The 17,748-nt window shown below is 60.5% G+C and carries 14 protein-coding genes; 7 read left to right on the plus strand and 7 right to left on the minus strand.

Annotation, left to right across the window (positions count from 1 at the left end; genetic code table 11):
- Nucleotides 1-146 precede the first annotated feature (146 nt).
- Nucleotides 147-1,220 (minus strand): AI-2E family transporter, encoded by a 1,074-nt coding sequence (locus PSH96_RS20685; RefSeq protein ID WP_056861686.1) that lies wholly within the window; start codon nucleotides 1,218-1,220, stop codon nucleotides 147-149.
- A 53-nt stretch (nucleotides 1,221-1,273) separates the two neighbouring features.
- Nucleotides 1,274-2,314: a DUF2066 domain-containing protein gene (locus tag PSH96_RS20690; RefSeq protein WP_305454729.1), complete on the minus strand. Its 1,041-nt coding sequence runs from the start codon at nucleotides 2,312-2,314 to the stop codon at nucleotides 1,274-1,276.
- A gap of 355 nt (nucleotides 2,315-2,669) precedes the next feature.
- Between PSH96_RS20690 and purM the strand changes: the two genes are divergently transcribed.
- From purM to PSH96_RS20725, 7 genes are all read left to right on the plus strand, one after another.
- Nucleotides 2,670-3,728, plus strand: a complete 1,059-nt coding sequence (gene purM / locus PSH96_RS20695; protein ID WP_305454731.1) for a phosphoribosylformylglycinamidine cyclo-ligase — start codon at nucleotides 2,670-2,672, stop codon at nucleotides 3,726-3,728.
- Nucleotides 3,728-4,378, plus strand: coding sequence for a phosphoribosylglycinamide formyltransferase (gene purN / locus PSH96_RS20700; protein WP_017134880.1), 651 nt, complete (start codon nucleotides 3,728-3,730; stop codon nucleotides 4,376-4,378). Before purM ends, purN begins: the two co-directional genes overlap by 1 nt.
- A gap of 8 nt (nucleotides 4,379-4,386) precedes the next feature.
- Entirely contained in the window at nucleotides 4,387-5,100 is a 714-nt protein-coding gene (locus PSH96_RS20705) for a DUF3108 domain-containing protein (protein WP_305454735.1), read from the plus strand.
- A 391-nt stretch (nucleotides 5,101-5,491) separates the two neighbouring features.
- Complete coding sequence (locus PSH96_RS20710) at nucleotides 5,492-5,680, plus strand: hypothetical protein (RefSeq protein ID WP_305454737.1); 189 nt, start codon at nucleotides 5,492-5,494, stop codon at nucleotides 5,678-5,680.
- Nucleotides 5,681-6,065: 385 nt separating this feature from the next.
- A complete protein-coding gene (locus PSH96_RS20715) occupies nucleotides 6,066-7,991 on the plus strand; it encodes an IucA/IucC family siderophore biosynthesis protein (protein ID WP_305454739.1) in 1,926 nt (641 codons plus the stop codon).
- Nucleotides 7,981-9,207 (plus strand): MFS transporter, encoded by a 1,227-nt coding sequence (locus PSH96_RS20720; RefSeq protein ID WP_305454741.1) that lies wholly within the window; start codon nucleotides 7,981-7,983, stop codon nucleotides 9,205-9,207. The genes PSH96_RS20715 and PSH96_RS20720 overlap by 11 nt, the downstream gene beginning before the upstream one ends.
- Nucleotides 9,204-11,324, plus strand: coding sequence for a TonB-dependent receptor (locus tag PSH96_RS20725; protein ID WP_305454744.1), 2,121 nt, complete (start codon nucleotides 9,204-9,206; stop codon nucleotides 11,322-11,324). Before PSH96_RS20720 ends, PSH96_RS20725 begins: the two co-directional genes overlap by 4 nt.
- Before the next feature lie 67 nt (nucleotides 11,325-11,391).
- On the opposite strand, the gene PSH96_RS20730 is transcribed toward PSH96_RS20725, so the two are convergent.
- From PSH96_RS20730 to cysM, 5 genes are all read right to left on the minus strand, one after another.
- Complete coding sequence (locus PSH96_RS20730) at nucleotides 11,392-11,937, minus strand: DUF2058 domain-containing protein (protein ID WP_017134874.1); 546 nt, start codon at nucleotides 11,935-11,937, stop codon at nucleotides 11,392-11,394.
- 25 nt (nucleotides 11,938-11,962) lie between these two features.
- Nucleotides 11,963-12,796: a nucleoside triphosphate pyrophosphohydrolase gene (gene mazG / locus PSH96_RS20735; RefSeq protein WP_305454746.1), complete on the minus strand. Its 834-nt coding sequence runs from the start codon at nucleotides 12,794-12,796 to the stop codon at nucleotides 11,963-11,965.
- Nucleotides 12,797-12,957: 161 nt separating this feature from the next.
- Complete coding sequence (relA, locus tag PSH96_RS20740) at nucleotides 12,958-15,201, minus strand: GTP diphosphokinase (protein WP_017134872.1); 2,244 nt, start codon at nucleotides 15,199-15,201, stop codon at nucleotides 12,958-12,960.
- Nucleotides 15,202-15,353: 152 nt separating this feature from the next.
- A complete protein-coding gene (gene rlmD, locus PSH96_RS20745) occupies nucleotides 15,354-16,706 on the minus strand; it encodes a 23S rRNA (uracil(1939)-C(5))-methyltransferase RlmD (RefSeq protein WP_305454749.1) in 1,353 nt (450 codons plus the stop codon).
- Nucleotides 16,706-17,608, minus strand: a complete 903-nt coding sequence (cysM, locus tag PSH96_RS20750) for a cysteine synthase CysM (RefSeq protein ID WP_305454750.1) — start codon at nucleotides 17,606-17,608, stop codon at nucleotides 16,706-16,708. The genes rlmD and cysM overlap by 1 nt, the downstream gene beginning before the upstream one ends.
- Between the last annotated feature and the right edge of the window lie 140 nt (nucleotides 17,609-17,748).

Raw genomic sequence — 17,748 nt, forward strand, 5'->3', positions numbered from 1 at the left:
TTATACCCGTGAAGCCGGGCGCACAATGCAGCAGACCACAAGCAAAATCAAAGGTTTGCGTTAACTTGGGGCGATTTGCGCAAATTGTTTGACACCCCGCCCCAGAAACAACAAACCCGGCTTAGGCCGGGTTTGTTGCGAAACCGTTACAGATCCGGGTCTTCAACCCCGGTATATGCATCCGAATCCTTATACAGATCATGCACGTGGCGCACCAACACCATGATCACCGCCGCCACCGGCAGCGCCAGCAAGATGCCGGTAAAACCAAACAGCTCACCGCCCGCCAGAATCGCAAAGATCACCGCCACCGGGTGCAAGCCAATCCGGTCACCCACCAGCAGCGGCGTCAGCACCATGCCTTCCAGGGCCTGGCCGACCATGAACACCGCCACAATCCCAAGCATCGGGTACAGGTCGCCGCCAAACTGGAACAACCCGGCTACCAGCGCCGCGCCGATACCAATCACAAAGCCCATGTACGGCACGATGGCCGCCAAGCCTGCGATCAAGCCGATCAACAGCCCCAGCTCCAAACCAATCGCCATCAGGCCCGCGGCATAGATGATCCCCAGTGCCAGCATCACCAGCAGTTGGCCGCGTACGAAAGCGCCGAGCACCTCGTGACACTCTTGCGCCAAGGAAACGATGCGCTCTTCGTTATTGCGTGGCAGCAGGCTGCGGATCTTGGCCATCATGATGTCCCAGTCACGCAGCAGGTAGAACGCCACCACCGGGATCAACACCAAATTGGTCAACCAGCCGATCAATGCAAGGCTGGAGGCCGTGGCCTGGCTGAGCACCACACCGACAATATCGGTGGTCTGGCCCATATGCTCACTGATCGCGGCCTTGACCTTGTCGAACTTCCAGAAGCCATCAGCCAACCCCAGCTTGGCCTGGGCCCACGGCATCGCCGTGTGCTGCAACCAGTCGAGCATTTGCGGCGCCAGCTCATAGAGGCGAAACAGCTGCTTGGCCAGCATCGGCACCAACACCAGCACCAAGGCGGTAATAATCAGCGTGAACAGTGCAAACACCGCGACCACGCCCAAGGTTCGCGACAAACCGGCTTTCTCCAGGCGATCCACCACCGGATCGAACAGATAAGCGAGCAGCAACGCGACCAGGAACGGCGTCAGGATCGAATGCAGCAAGAACACAAAAACGCACAGCAGGACAACCCCACCAAGCCACACCCAACGACGCGTATCCGCCATAAACCACTCCATCTATCATTTGCTTCCTTCTATCTATATAGAAGGAAGATCACCTACCAACGAAAACGTAACTGCGCCTGAGGCTCCGGGGCCGCCGGCGGCTGCGTGCCATCGGCTACCGAAGGTTGAACCGGCGCTTCGCCCGCAGGCACTTCCTGCAACTTGGCCAGGCTCAACTGAGTGCGCAACTGATCGGCACTGCCGTTGACCCGATACACAATGCGATTGCCATCCACCCACTGCGGCTGAGCGCCAAAGGGTTCAAGCAGATGGCCCAAAGCGGCATAGCGCTCCAGATTCATGCCCTGCACTTCGAGCAATTGTTCGGTACTGACGCCTGGCTTGACGGCAAAGCGTGGTGCCAGTTTTTGACTGACCGCCAACATCACGGCATCGGCCACCGCGCCAGTGTCAGCGCCCTGGGCGGTGCCCTGCTCGCTCTTGTCGCCCAACCACAGGCGCCATTTGGCTTGCCACTGGTTGCCTTCCTGGCGCGCGTGCACGGCCAGCAAGGCGTCGGCGCCGTAGCGTTCGGAGGCGGAGCGCAAGGGCGTGGCGTCGGCACTTTCCAGATTCGGTGCAGTGGCGACGACTTGCTCATCCAGATCACCCAGCGGCAAACGCAACGGCAAGCCGCGGTGTTGCGCGGCACGGCGCAGTGCACCGGCTATCGTCTGGCCATCACCGACCAGGCTGCTGCCGTCAGTGGAATCGTTGAGCCACCAGCCGAGGATCGACGGCCGATTGCTGCCCCAGATCGACAGGCCCGCTTCACGCAGGGCGCGATCGGTGCTCACGGGGTCGAAGTCTACTTGCAGGCTTTCCGGCGGGCCGGCGTCGTAGCCGTATTGGCTGATGATTTGCTGCGGGTCTTTGCGGATCGCCGCCAGGCCTGGGCCCTCGGCGGCCTTGGCATCGCCGGTCAGGCGGATCACCAGGGTTTGCACGGCGCGCTGGGTGGCCTGGTCACGCTCTTGGGGCGACTGGCTGGCAACCGGTTCAAGTACTTGATAAAGGCCGTTGAGGGTTTCGGCATGACTCGCCAGGCTGACCAACGACAAGCAGCCTACAAAGAAGACATTACACAGACGCATGGAAGATTCCCGAACGACAAATTTAGCGGCTGGAACAGACCGCGTGAACTCGGCTTGGCAAGGCTGTGACCACAGCAGCCGGTAAAACATTCACAGGGTCATGGCAGTTTTTGTACTGTCATAACGATAGCGGGTTAAAGGCTATACCTTAATACACGCCATTACCGGCTCGATTAGCATTTTTTTAACCGGCTTTTTTTACCTATATGGCCCTGCCCGTCGGCCCGAGGATGGCCGCTGCCCCTCAAGCCTGATAAAATCGCGCGCCTTCGCAGACCGTCAGCGGCTGGGCCTTTTATCCAAAGCGCCTGCCGGCTCGGTCGTTACCCAGAAATCCCCCCTAAAGGCCTGGATCATGAGCAAGCAACCCTCCCTGAGCTACAAGGACGCCGGTGTAGACATCGACGCCGGTGAAGCATTGGTCGAACGCATCAAGAGCGTCGCCAAGCGCACTGCGCGCCCCGAAGTCATGGGCGGCCTGGGCGGTTTTGGCGCCCTCTGCGAAATCCCGGCCGGCTACAAGCAGCCTGTGCTGGTGTCCGGCACCGACGGAGTGGGCACCAAGCTGCGCCTGGCGCTGAACCTGAACAAGCACGACACCATCGGTATCGACCTGGTTGCCATGTGCGTCAACGACCTGGTGGTGTGTGGCGCAGAGCCGCTGTTCTTCCTCGACTACTACGCCACCGGCAAGCTGAACGTGGACACCGCAGCTCAAGTGGTCACCGGCATCGGCGCCGGCTGCGAACTGTCGGGTTGCTCCCTGGTCGGCGGCGAAACCGCTGAAATGCCGGGCATGTACGAAGGCGAAGACTACGACCTGGCCGGTTTCTGCGTCGGTGTTGTCGAAAAAGCTGAAATCATCGACGGTTCCAAAGTCGCAGCCGGTGACGCCCTGCTCGCCCTGCCATCGTCCGGCCCGCACTCCAACGGCTACTCGCTGATCCGCAAGATCATCGAAGTGTCCGGCGCCGACATCGAGAACACCCAGCTCGACGGCCAACCGCTGACCGACCTGCTGATGGCCCCGACCCGCATCTACGTGAAGCCTTTGCTCAAGCTGATCAAAGACACCGGCGCCGTTAAAGCCATGGCCCACATCACCGGTGGTGGCCTGCTGGACAACATCCCGCGCGTGCTGCCAAAAGGCGCACAGGCGATTGTCGACGTGGCAAGCTGGACCCGTCCTGCCGTGTTCGACTGGCTGCAAACGCAAGGCAACGTCAACGAAACCGAAATGCACCGCGTGCTGAACTGCGGCGTGGGCATGGTCATCTGCGTGGCGCAAGAACACGTTGAAACCGCGCTGAACGTACTGCGTGAAGCGGGCGAGCAGCCTTGGGTTATCGGCCAGATCGCTACCGCTCCAGAAGGCGCGGCCCAGGTTGAACTGAAGAACCTCAAGGCTCACTGATGCCTGAGACCTGTGATGTCGTGGTGCTGCTCTCCGGCACCGGCAGTAACTTGCAGGCCCTGATCGACAGCACGCGCACCGGCGATAGCCCGGTGCGCATTGCTGCGGTGATCTCCAACCGCAGCGACGCCTACGGCCTGCAACGCGCCAGGGACGCGGGTATCGACACCCGCTCGCTGGATCACAAGGCTTTCGAAGGTCGCGAGGCCTTCGACAGCGCCTTGATCGAACTGATCGACGCCTTCAATCCCAAACTCGTGGTGCTTGCCGGTTTCATGCGCATCCTCAGCGCCGATTTCGTGCGGCACTACCAGGGGCGCCTGCTCAATATCCACCCGTCCCTGCTACCCAAATACAAAGGGTTACACACGCACCAACGCGCTCTCGAGGCCGGCGACACGGAGCATGGCTGCAGCGTGCACTTTGTCACCGAGGAACTCGATGGCGGGCCTCTGGTCGTACAGGCAGTGGTTCCGGTAGAGTCTGCAGATTCGGCGCAGACACTTGCGCAACGGGTTCACACCCAGGAACACAGGATTTACCCGCTGGCTGTTCGCTGGTTTGCCGAGGGACGATTGATTCTCGGCGAACAGGGTGCATTATTGGACGGTCAGTTACTCGCGGCCAGCGGCCACTTGATTCGAACCTAGGAGATTTTATGCGTCGCGCCCTGCTCTTCGCTTTTGCGCTGTTCGCCTTGCCCGCTGTGCAAGCAGCAGACCTTCACCCTTTCTCCGCCAGCTACACCGCCGACTGGAAGCAGTTGCCCATGAGCGGTTCGGCCGAACGCAGCCTGGTCAAGAATGACAACGGCTCGTGGACCTTGAATTTCAAGGCGTCCATGATGATCGCCAGCCTCACCGAGACCAGTGTGATCCGTCTCGACAAAGATGCCCTGCAGCCCGTGAGCTACAGCTTCGAGCGTGGCGGCCTGGGCAAGTCGAAGAAGATCAACCTGGACTTCGACCAGACGGCCAAGAAAGTCACCGGCTTTGAAAACAAAGACCCGGTCAACGTCGCCCTGCAAAGCGGCATGCTCGACAAGTCGACCTATCAGTTGGCGTTGCAACGCGATGTGGCGGCCGGCAAGAAGAGCATGAGCTACATCGTCGTTGAAGGCACCGACACCGACACCTACGACTTCCGCGTGATCGGCCCGGAAAAGGTCCAGACCAAAGTCGGCGCCATCGATGCGATCAAGGTTGAACGTGTACGCGACCCAACTCAAAGCAAGCGCATCACCCAGATGTGGTTTGCCAAGGACCTGGGCGGTATTTTGGTAGCCTTGCGCCAGGTGGAAACCGACGGCAAGGAATACAACATCATGCTGTTGGACGGCACCGTTGATGGCCAGGCTATCAAAGGTAGCTGATACCGTGATGTGATTAAAAAAGAGCCTCGCTGAATGCGGGGCTTTTTTTCGCCTGAAGGTTTTGTGTTGAACCCACTACCGCTATCGCAGGCAAGTCGAAGCGTCGAACCGCAGCTCCCACATTGGAACGCATTTCAAGGTGGGAGCTGGCTTGCCTGCGATGGCGGCTCAATCATCAACACAAGGCTCCAGCCGGTCGCAAACATGAAACTTTTGTCATAAAACTCAGCACCCTGCGACGCAATGTCGCGATTTGCGTGGCCTGCAGCACTGTTGCGTTTCCTGCAATAAATAGTTGCGCGCAAAATCGGTTTACTTAGCAAGCTAACAAAACATATAAAAGAGGCCTGCGACGACTTGCCGCAGATCCACCAGAGATTGGAGCAAGCAGATGACTGTAAAAGTAACTGAACGCGACGATGCACACATGTCTCACGAAGCACTGGGCCATGGGATTCACATCTGGGATGTACATCAACAAGACCAACTGGTCGGCATGTTCCACAATGAGAACGAAGCCCACAATTATAAAAACGAGCTCGAATCTCTTGAGATGAAACGCCAGGCGCAAGGCTCCTGAGACGCTGAAATCCGGTAGCCACCCAGCCCCACACAGCAGCTGGTGTGCCTGCACACAAAACCCCGCCTTTGAGCGGGGTTTTTCGTTTCTCACCTGCGTCGTTTTCCTGTGTTCTGCCACGACCGAATGAAAACAGACACATCCTACAAAGTCTCAGGCCGCGTATTACAAGCCATCTCAAAGACACTGAACTAGCCTGACTTAGACGCTTCAAGCCCTGACTGCAGACCTGCATGGTTGCTCTGTCCGTCTTCGAACCGCCCTCCTTTCACCCCCTGAATAATCGTTTCCGCAAAAAGCGTAACAACAAATAGACATTTGGTAATGATTCTCGATAGTATCCGTTCGCTTTTCACTCAGCCCCACGGATAAGGAGTTCGAATTGATGCACGGACACGTCGCCACACCGGAAAAACTACTGCTTGAACGCTGGGGTGAAGCACTCTCCACTCGCCAATTCCAGGCTAAGCACGTCACGCTTGATGCCCTGATCGATACCCTTGCACCCGCCGCCGAACGCAGCTTCCAGCGCTTGATCCAGGCCTTGTTCCGTGAAGGTCTGCTCAACCCCGCCACGCGCACCTATGACGAACACAATCGCTGCTGGCTGGAGCTACCCGACCACACCCGCCTATGCTTTGATCACCTGCGCCCGGGCCGCATGGCCAGCTGGGATTTGCGCGGCGCGGTGAGTGTCCTGCGTGCTGGCCAGCCAGAACAGAAAATCCGGTTCCCCTCGCAGTTGCTGACATTACTCAACAGCAGCCTGGAATCACCTGCCGCCCCCGACGTCTTGAGCCGCCTCAACAGCGAGATCGATGACAGCGTTGTCAACGATACGCTGTGCCTCGCTTTCCACGAGCAGTGGACCCTCGAGCTGCACGCCGCGATGGCCCCCGCGCATCAAAACAACTTGCTCAGCTACCTCAAGAACAACCCAAGCGTTTCCAACCCGACATCAGTACTTGAGCAGTGGGGCACCCTGGGCCATCCATGGCACCCCAACTACAAGACAAAGCTGGGCCTGGGAACAGAGCAGGTGATTGAATTCTCGCCGGAGTTCGAAGCGCGCTTCCCGGTTTTACTCTGCGCGCTGCACCGCCAGTTCGCCCATGTCGAAAGCCTGGCCGGTACTGCAGATTACTGGCAGTGGTGGCAAAACCACTTCCCGCAGGCGGCCCGCCAATTGACAGCGCAGCTGACCGCTCAAGGCCTTGAGGCCGGCGACTACCTGCCGATGCCCGCTCACCCTTGGCAGGCTCGCCAAGAGCTGCCGCAACTGTTCGCCAATGAAATCGGCGACCGGCTGCTGGTGCTGACCGACATCGTCGCGTTCACCGCCCACCCCACCATGTCGTTCAGGACCGTGTTGCCCGAAGGCCGGTGCGATGCGCCAATGGTGAAGCTTCCGGTGTCGCTGCGCTTGACCAGTGTGCAGCGCACAGTGTCGCCACGCTCCGCGCGCATGGGCCCACGGATCAGCCATTTGCTGCAAACCATCCTGGCACGCGAGCCACACATTCAAAAAATCCTGAGCATCGTGCCCGAACGACTCGGCGTGCATTTCCAACCACAACCTGCCAATGACGAACACTCGCGGCACCTGGCCGTGCTGTACCGGGACAACCCGCAGAGCCTGCTTAAACCGGGCGAAATGGCCATTCCGGTAGGCAGCCTGTTTGCCATTGATCAGCATGGGCAACCCCTGCTCAAGCAGTGGGTACGCCTGAGCAAAGGCACCGACGACGCGCAAGCCATGCAGGCGTTTTTTAAAGACTATGCATCGATCGCAGTGCCGGCACTGTTGGGCATGTACCTGCGTTATGGCGTGGCCTTCGAGGCCCATCAGCAGAACTCCTTTGTGGTCATGGGCACCGACGGGCAAGCAAGCCGTCTGTTGCTGCGTGATTTCGGTGATATCCGTATCGACCGCAAGACCTTGCACGCCCACGGCCTGGACATCGAACTGCACGACCCGAAGATGACCTTGTACGACGATGCCGGCTTCGTGCGCGACAAGTTGCTGCACACGGTGTTCATGTGCCACTTGGGCGAACTGGTATTGCTCAGTGCGCGCCACTTCGATATTCCCCAGGGGCTGCTGTGGGACGAACTGTCAGCCCAGGTCCGCGAGTGTTTCGATGATTTGCGCAGCCAGGTCGAGCCCCAGCGTTGGCAGACCGAACGTGCCGCGCTGCTGGAGCAGGACTGGCCAGCCAAGTCATTTATGCGCATGCGCCTGATGGAAAGCCACGCCGATATCGTCGGCCGCCTGCCGAACCCGCTGAGCACTGCCGCCAATGTCGGCTAACCACACGGCACTGCGCCTGTTGGTGGTGATTCAGCTGGTGTCGATGGGCGCCATGGAAATGAGCGGCCCCTTCTGGCCGTTGCAGATCCAGAAGCTGCTGGGCGTTGCCAACGCCCAGTACACCGGCCTGCTGTCATCGCTGGTGTATGCCGGGCCGATGATGGCGGCGATGATCCTCACGCCAATGTGGGGACGCCTGGGTGATCGTACCGGCCACAAGCCGATGATCATTCGCGCGCTGCTGGCCCTGGCGGTATGCCAGGCGCTGGCCGCAGTGACCACCGATCCGTGGCTGCTGGTGGTCATTCGCGTGGCGCAAGGTGCGCTGGCCGGCTTTATTGCCGCCGCCCAAGCCTATGCGCTGGCGTACTGCGCCGAAGGTGGGCGCGGGCACATTCTGGCGCGGCTGCAATCGGCCACCGCCGTGGGCTCGCTGGCCGGGCCGGTGCTGGGTGGCTGGCTGATGGACATTTCCGGCTTCGCATTGCTGTGCTACAGCGCCACGGCGGTTTGCCTGCTGTGCGCGCTGATCAGCCTGTTTCTACCCAGCGATGCGCCGCGCTCAAGACCGACACGTGCCTCAACGCCTACGGCACTGCCCAAAGGCTGGCTCGGCGCAATGCTCGCCATCATAGTGCTGATCCAGGCAGCCAAGATGATGCCCCAACCGTTTTATGCCCTGTACGTCGCCGATGTTCTGCACGCCCCTGCCTGGCTGATCGGCGCCAGCTACGCCGCCAGCGCACTGACGCTCGCGCTGTCCGCGCCGCTGTGGGGCCGCCTGTTTGACCGGCACCCGGCGGCGCATACGCTGCGCATCATTGAATGGGTCACCTGGCTTTGCGCCTTGACGCTGGCCTTCACGGCGATGGCCGGCGAATGGCTGGGGTTCCTCGCCAGCCGGCTGCTGTGGGGGGTGTGGCAAGGCGCGCTGCTGCCGGTCGCCTACACGTTGATCGCCAACACCGTTGCACCCAGCCAGCAGGGGTTTGCCTTGGGCCTGGGCAATAGCGCCGCAAAAGGTGGCGCGTTGTGCGGCGCACTGTTGGGTGGCGTCGGCATGGCAATGGTGGGCTTGGCGCACAGCTTTTGGCTGGTGGCACTGACCTATGCCTTGGCGGCCCTGGGTATCCGCGCCATCCGTTCGTTCACCCGAACACCTGAGACTTCCGATTTTTCTGTCAATACTTCTAATAACTCAAAGGCAAGATCATGAACAAATCACAATGGGCCGTGCTGCTGCCCCTGCTCGGTTCGATAAGCGTGCCGGTCTGGGCCGATCAACCTGAAGACGCGCCAGCGGCGGCTACCAACTTGCAATTGCAGGCGACGGTCGTTTCAGCCACTCGCAGTGAAACCAGCATTGCCGCGATCCCAGGCTCGGTGCAGGTTATCGACGAAGCACAGATCCGCCAGCAGACAGCGGCAGGACGCCGGGTTGCCGATATCCTCGGGCAACTGGTCCCGGGCATAGCGCCCTCCAGCGGTGGCATGAGCAACTTCGGCCAGACGCTGCGCGGGCGCAACACGCTGATCCTGATTGATGGTGTGTCCCAGAACGCCACGCGTGACAACTTCCGCCAGCTCAACAGCGTGGCACCGGAAAGCATCGAGCGCATCGAAGTGATATCCGGCGCCAGCAGCGTCTACGGCGCCGGCGCGTCAGGCGGCATCATCAACATCATCACCAAGCGCAACAAAGGCGAAGACCTGGCCTTCAGCAGCAAGATCGGCATGACCGCCGGCAACAACTTCAGCCATAAAGGGTTCTCCTACGAAGCCTTCCAAAGTGCCACCGGCCGCAAGGGCCCGGTGGACTGGTACGTGTCGGGCAATACGGTGCAACGCAACGACCAGTTCGACGGTAACGGCAAACGCATTCCCCAGGATACGTCCCAGGGCAGCAACATGGACACTGACACCTACGACCTGCAAGGTCGCTTCGGCTACGAGCTGGACGACGACAAGAAGATCAGCCTGTCGCTGCAAGACTATAAAGATGAACAGGACACCCGCTACACCAAGAACCCACGCATCACCAGCACTGCGGTCGCGGTAAAAGGCCTGGACCTGGATGACCAACCGTTCACCCACAACCAGGCGGTCAACCTCAATTACGCCGACAAGGACTTCTACGGCCAGGGCTTGCAGGTCGAAAGTTACTGGCGGCGTGCCGACGCACTGTTCTTCCCCGACCTGTCTCGCGGCCGTGCCGGCGTGTCCGACAACAACAGTGTGCAAGACGTTTATGGTGTGCGGGCAGCGATCGATACACAAATGCCGGACATCGGCCCGGCGACCGGCAACCTGGTCTGGGGCGCCGACTATGACCATGAAACCTCGCGCCAACGCGGCGACCAATACCGGGTCAATGGCCTGAGCTATACCAAGACCGGCACCACCTTCGAGATGGGCCCGGACATCGCAACCACCACCAAAGCCATTTTTGGTCAGCTGTCCTACGATATCGATGACTGGACCTTACGTGGCGGCATACGTCGTGAGTGGATCGAAAGCGAAGTGTCCGACAGTATTGCCTACGGCGAGATCGTGCAGACCGGCAACCGCGCCACTTTGCCGGGCGGCACCCTCAAATACGATGACACGCTCTACAACCTGGGTGCGGTGTACCACCTGAATGAAAACCAGGATGTGTTCGTCAATTTCAGCCAGGGGTTTTCCCTGCCGGATATCCAGCGCTTCCTGCGTGACGTCAACAGCAAGTACGACATCCAGGACCTGAACGCCCAAGCCCTCAAGGTCGACAGCTACGAGCTGGGCTGGCGTGGCAACTGGGACAAGTGGCTGGCTAACGTCACCGCCTATGAAAACACCTCGGACGTCACCCAGTTCTATGATGCCAATGACCGTGTGTTGCGCCTGATCAACCAGAAAGAGCGCGTGCGCGGCATCGAAACCAGCCTGACCTACAACATCACCGATCAATGGTCGGTAGGCGGCACTTACGCCTACGCCAAAGGCGAGACCCAGCAAAACGGCAAATGGATCGACCTGCCCGCCACGCGTATCTCGCCTGCCAAGACCACCGCCTTTGTCGGCTATGACCGTGGCGACTACAGCCTGCGCCTGCAAGGCATGCAACTGGCCGACTATGACGCCGCGGCCAAAGACAACAACGGCCGCGATATCAAAGGTTATACGCTGGTCGATCTGCTCGGTTCGGTCAGGTTGCCAGTCGGTCGCCTGGAAGGCGCGATCTACAACCTCAGTAACCGCAATTACCAGAACATGTTTGCCCAGGCCAACGCCCGTGCGCCATACCCGAACGCTGAAGGGCGTACCTTCAGCGTGAGTTATGCAGTGGATTGGTGATCGGCTGAAGCTGCAGGTTAAAAACACAAACCCCGCCTTTTGAGCGGGGTTTGTTGTTTTTAACGCCTTACCACATCAGGTCATCCGGGATCTGGTAGGCGGCGTATGGATCATCCTCATCCGGCACCTGGCTTTCGGTGAGGATATTGAGCTGCACGATACGCTCCGGTGCGCGCTCCTGAATCTTCAGCGCCGCTTCACGCGGGATCACCTCGTAGCCGCCACCGTGGTGCACGATCGCCAGGGAGCCGTTGCTCAGCTTGTTGCGCATCAGCGTGTTGACCGACAGGCGCTTGACCTTCTTGTCATCCACGAAGTTGTAGTAGTCCTCGGTGGTCAGCTTGGGCAGGCGCGAGGTCTCGATCAATTGTTTGACCTGAGCCGTGCGCGCCTTGGCCTCGGCTTTTTCCTGCTGTTGGCGGTTCAGTTCCTGGTCGCGCTTGACCTTTTCGGCGTGCGCTTCGGCGGCCAAACGCGCCTGAGTGTCATCGGCCTCGATCTGGCCTTTGTGGACCAGACGCTGCTGTTTCTGTTTGTCTTTGCCGACCTGCTTGGCCTGCTTTTGGTTGACCAGACCTGCTTTGAGCAACTGGTCGCGAAGGGAAAGGCTCATGGTGCTTACTCACTTAGGCAACTGCTCAACCGCAGCTGGACACATTCTTTTCCTGGCGTTTGGCTTCGCCCCACAGGGCGTCCAACTCTTCGAGGGTGCAATCTTCTATGGGTTTGTGCGTATCGCGCAATGCCTGTTCGATAAATCGGAAACGTCGCTCGAACTTGGCGTTGGCACCACGCAGCGCGGTTTCCGGGTCGACCTTGAGGTGACGGGCCAGGTTAACCGCCGCAAACAGCAGGTCGCCGACTTCATCAGCGATCGCCACCGAGTCGTTATCGGCCATGGCCTCGAGCACTTCATCCAGCTCTTCACGCACGTTGTCGACCACCGGCAAGGCAGACGGCCAGTCGAAACCGACCTGGCTGGCGCGCTTTTGCAGTTTGGCGGCGCGGGATAATCCGGGCAAGGCCGTAGGTACGTCATCGAGCAGCGACAGTTGCTCGGGTGCGTCGGATTTTTCTGCGCGCTCCTCGGCCTTGATCTGCTCCCAGCGTTCTTTAACCTGTTCTTCGCTCAACTGGGGAATATCCAGCGGCGCATACAGGTCACCCGTGGGGAACACGTGGGGATGGCGACGGATCAGCTTGCGCGTGATGCTGTCGATCACGCCGGCAAATTCAAAGCGCCCTTCTTCCCGCGCCAACTGGCTGTAATACACCACCTGGAACAACAGGTCGCCCAACTCGCCTTGCAAGTGATCAAAGTCACCACGCTCGATGGCGTCGGCAACTTCGTAGGCTTCTTCAAGGGTGTGCGGCACGATGGTCGCGTAGGTTTGCTTGATGTCCCACGGGCACCCGTATTGCGGGTCGCGCAGGCGGTTCATCAGGTGCAGCAGGTCTTCAAGTGAATACATCGGTCAATCTCTGCCCATTTTCTGGAACCACTGAAGATCTAATGTGGGAGCTGGCTTGCCTGCGATAGCCTCGCCTCGGTCTGTCAAACAGACCGAGGTGCCTGCATCGCGGGCAAGCCCGACTCCCACACAAAGCAGTCCAGACAGGTTTTCAAGCCGTGTCATGGTGTGCGATTACGCCGGGTCTCGATGATGTTCGGCAACTGGGATATGCGCCCCAGCAACCGCCCCAGCGCGTCCAACCCCGGGATCTCGATGGTCAGGGACATCAATGCGGTGTTGTCCTCTTTGTTCGAGCGGGTGTTGACCGCCAGCACGTTGATGCGCTCGTTGAGCAGCACTTGCGACACGTCACGCAGCAAACCGGAACGGTCGTAGGCCCGGATGATGATGTCCACCGGATACGTGAGTACCGGCACTGGGCCCCAGCTGACCTGAATGATGCGCTCGGGTTCGCGCCCGCCCAGTTGCAACACCGAGGCGCAATCCTGGCGGTGAATGCTCACGCCACGCCCTTGGGTGATGTAGCCGACGATGGCATCGCCCGGCAATGGCTGGCAACAGCCGGCCATTTGCGTCATCAGGTTGCCCACGCCCTGGATCTGGATATCGCCGCGCTTGCCGGGCTTGTAGCCGGTGGCTTTGCGTGGGATCAGTTCCAACTGCTCGCTGCCGCGCTCCGGCTCGACCAGTTGCTGAGCCAGGTTGACCAATTGCGCCAGGCGCAGGTCACCGGCACCCAGGGCGGCAAACATGTCTTCGGCGATCTTCATGTTGGCTTTTTCGGCCAGCTTGTCGAAGTCCACCTGTGGCAGGCCCAGGCGCGCCAATTCGCGTTCAAGCAAGGTCTTGCCGGCCGCGACGTTCTGGTCGCGCGCCTGCAATTTGAACCAATGAACGATCTTCGCCCGTGCCCGCGACGTGGTGATGTAGCCCAGGTTCGGGTTCAGCCAGTCGCGGCTCGGCGTGCCGTGCTTGCTGGTGATGATCTCGACCTGTTCACCGGTTTGCAGGCTGTAGTTGAGCGGCACGATGCGCCCGTTGATCTTGGCGCCCCGGCAGTTGTGGCCGATTTCGGTGTGCACGCGGTAGGCGAAGTCCAACGGCGTGGCGCCCTTGGGCAGGTCGATGGCGTGGCCGTCGGGGGTGAAGATATAGACCCGGTCGGGCTCGATATCCACCCGCAGCTGTTCGGCCAGGCCGCCGATATCGCCCAGCTCTTCGTGCCATTCCAGCACTTGGCGCAGCCAGGAGATCTTCTCTTCGTACTGGTTGGACCCGGCCTTGACGTCGGTGCCCTTGTAACGCCAGTGCGCGCAAACCCCAAGCTCCGCCTCTTCGTGCATGGCGTGGGTGCGGATCTGCACTTCCAGCACCTTGCCCTCGGGGCCGATCACCGCAGTGTGCAGCGAGCGATAGCCGTTTTCCTTGGGGTTGGCGATGTAGTCGTCGAACTCCTTGGGAATGTGCCGCCACAGGGTGTGCACGATGCCCAGCGCGGTGTAGCAGTCACGCATTTCCGGCACCAGCACGCGCACGGCGCGCACGTCGTAGATCTGGCTGAAGGCCAGGCCCTTGCGCTGCATTTTGCGCCAGATGGAATAGATATGCTTGGCGCGGCCGCTGATGTCGGCATCGACGCCGGTGGCCTGCAACTCGGAACGCAACTGGCCCATCACATCGGTGATAAAGCGCTCGCGGTCGAGCCGCCGCTCGTGCAGCAGCGTGGCAATCTGTTTGTATTGATCGGGTTCGAGGTAGCGGAAGGACAAGTCCTCCAGCTCCCACTTGATATGGCCGATGCCCAGGCGGTGCGCCAGCGGCGCATAGATGTCGAACACCTCGCGGGCCACGCGGTTGCGCTTTTCGTCATCGGCGGTCTTGACCGCACGGATCGCGCAGGTACGTTCGGCCAGCTTGATCAGCGCGACGCGCACGTCGTCGACCATGGCCACCAGCATTTTGCGCAGGTTTTCGACCTGGCCCTGGGTACCCAGCACCATCGACTGGCGCGGGCTGAGGCTGGCGCTGATGGCGGCCATGCGCAGCACGCCGTCGATCAGCTTGGCCACCACCGCGCCGAAACGCTGGCTGACCGTCGGCAACGGGATATGCCCTTCACGCACGCCGCGATACAGCACGGCGGCGATCAGCGAATCCTGGTCCAGCTTGAGATCGGCGAGGATCTCGGCGATTTCCAACCCGGTGCGAAAGCTTGAAGTGCCTTCGGCCCACAGGTTCTTGGCCGCATTGTCTTGCTGTTCAGACTCACGAGCGAACTCGCAGGCTGCTTTCAAGGCTTCACGGTCCAGTGCCGGGTCGACACTGACGGCATGATCCAGCCATGCCTCGAGATTGATACTGCCGTCGGTGTTGATCGGCTGGTGTGCTCTCACCTGTACCATCTTGCTTACCTTCCCTACGACGCACCTTGGATGCGCCAAAAATCATCGCTGACCTGCTGCGTAACCCTAGCGGTGCAACCATTAGGCTAGGTACCACTCCCTGACAGGTCACGGCCCAGGAGACGACAGGCCAGTCGGATTAAACGGGCATCCTAGCCCGCTTCAAATAACGCCATGGCCTCGACATGCGCTGTCTGCGGAAACATGTCGAGGATCCCGGCACGTTTTAGCCGGTAGCCTTGCTTGACCAACTCAACCGTGTCCCGCGCCAGCGTGGCCGGGTTGCAGGACACATACACCAGACGCTTGGCTCCCAGGGTGGCGAGCTTGCGCACAACCTCCAGGGCACCGTCACGGGGTGGGTCCAAGAGTACCGCAGAAAAGCCCTGTTTGGCCCATTGCGCGTCGCTCAAAGGCTGGGACAGATCGGCCTGAAAAAACTGCACATTATGCAAATTGTTGCTGAGGGCGTTCAGCGCCGCACGCTCGACCATGGTCTGCACGCCTTCTACCGCCACCACTTCGCGCACCTGTTTGGCGAGCGGCAGGGCAAAGTTGCCCAGCCCGCAAAACAGGTCGAGTACCCGATCTTCGGGCTGTGGCGCCAACCATTCCAGGGCCTGGGCAACCATCGCATCGTTGACGCCTGCGTTGACCTGGACAAAATCTCCCGGACGGTAAGCCAGTTCCAGATCCCACGCCGCCAGTCTAAAACCAAGCGCCTGACCCGGTTCTACCGGCTCCGGCTGGCCCTCGCCATGCAGCCACAACTGGGCTTGATGGAAGGTGCAAAATTCGTTCAATACCTGCAGGTCCGCTTCGGACAACGGCGCCATATGCCGCAGCAATACGGCAATCGACGAACCACTGAACAACTCCACATGCCCCAACGCCTGAGGCTTGCTCAGGCGGCGCAGCATGTTCGGCAAACGCTGCATGATCGGTTGCAAGGCCTGTACCAGCACCGGGCAATCATCAATGGCGACGATATCCTGGCTGGCCACCGCGCGAAAACCCACCTCAAGCTGTTTGGCCCTGGCATCCCAGCGCACGGCCACACGGGCGCGGCGACGGTAGCCGAATTCCGGCCCGCTCAACGGTGGCGCCCACTCTTGCGGTTCGACACCGGCCACACGGGACAGTTGCTCGGCGAGCATGCGCTGTTTCAGGGCAAGTTGTTCGTCATGGGGCAAGTGCTGCACGCTGCAACCGCCGCAGCGGCCGAAGTGCGCGCACGGTGCCGGGCGACGCAACTCGCTGGCCTTGAACACACGCTCGGTGCGGGCCTCGACGATTTTGCCGTGGGCGCCCAACACTCGCGCTTCGACTTCTTCGCCGGCGAGCGCGCCATTGACGAACCAGGTGCGGCCTTCAAAAAACACAATGCCGCGGCCATCGTTGGCCAGGCGCTCGATGGTCAGGCGTTGTTTCTTGCCCACCGGAATCTGCGGGGCGCGGCTGCCGCCCGTCGGCTGAAAGCGCAGGCCTCTCTCGTGCTTGGCCATCAGTTGGGTTCGTCGAAGATGCCGGTCGACAGGTAGCGGTCGCCTCGGTCACAGATGATCGCGACGATCACCGCGTTTTCAACTTCTTTGGACAAGCGCAACATACCGGCCACAGCGCCACCGGAGGACACGCCGCAGAAAATGCCTTCTTCACGCGCCAGACGGCGGGTGGTGTCTTCGGCTTCACGCTGGGCCATGTCGATGATGCGGTCTACACGCGTCGCGTTGTAGATCTTCGGCAGGTACTCTTCAGGCCAACGACGGATACCGGGAATGGCCGCGCCTTCCATCGGTTGCAGGCCGACGATCTGGATCGCCGGGTTCTGCTCCTTGAGGTAGCGCGAATTGCCCATGATGGTGCCGGTGGTGCCCATGGAGCTGACGAAATGGGTGATGGCGCCGTTGGTCTGGCGCCAGATTTCCGGGCCGGTGCTGGTGTAATGCGCCTCGGGGTTATCGCCGTTGGCGAACTGGTCCAGCACCACGCCACGGCCTTCGGCGGCCATGCGCTCGGCGAGGTCGCGCGCACCTTCCATGCCCTCTTCCTGGGTGACGAGGATAAGTTGGGCGCCATAGGCGGTCATCGCCGCCTTGCGCTCGGCACTGCCGTTGTCGGGCATGATCAGCACCATCTTGTAACCCTTGATCGCCGCGGCCATGGCCAGGGCGATGCCGGTGTTACCCGAGGTGGCTTCGATCAGGGTGTCACCGGGCTTGATCTGCCCGCGCAACTCGGCGCGGGTGATCATCGACAACGCCGGGCGGTCCTTGACAGAACCGGCCGGGTTGTTGCCTTCGAGCTTGAGCAACAGGGTATTGCTGGTTTCACCCGCCATGCGTTGCAAGCGGACCAGGGGTGTGTTGCCGACGCAATCGGCGATTGTAGGGTACTGCAAGGTCATGGCGTATTCGCAATCCAGACTGCGGGGGCGAACATCATACCGGGAAAGGCCGGCGGGCCATATCACGCAAAGTGCGGTGCTTATGGCTTAAAGGCATAAGCACAGAATGTGTTGCCTGGGAGGATGCTATCGCGGGCAAG

Source organism: Pseudomonas sp. FP2338 (assembly GCF_030687515.1).
GTDB lineage: Bacteria > Pseudomonadota > Gammaproteobacteria > Pseudomonadales > Pseudomonadaceae > Aquipseudomonas > Aquipseudomonas salomonii.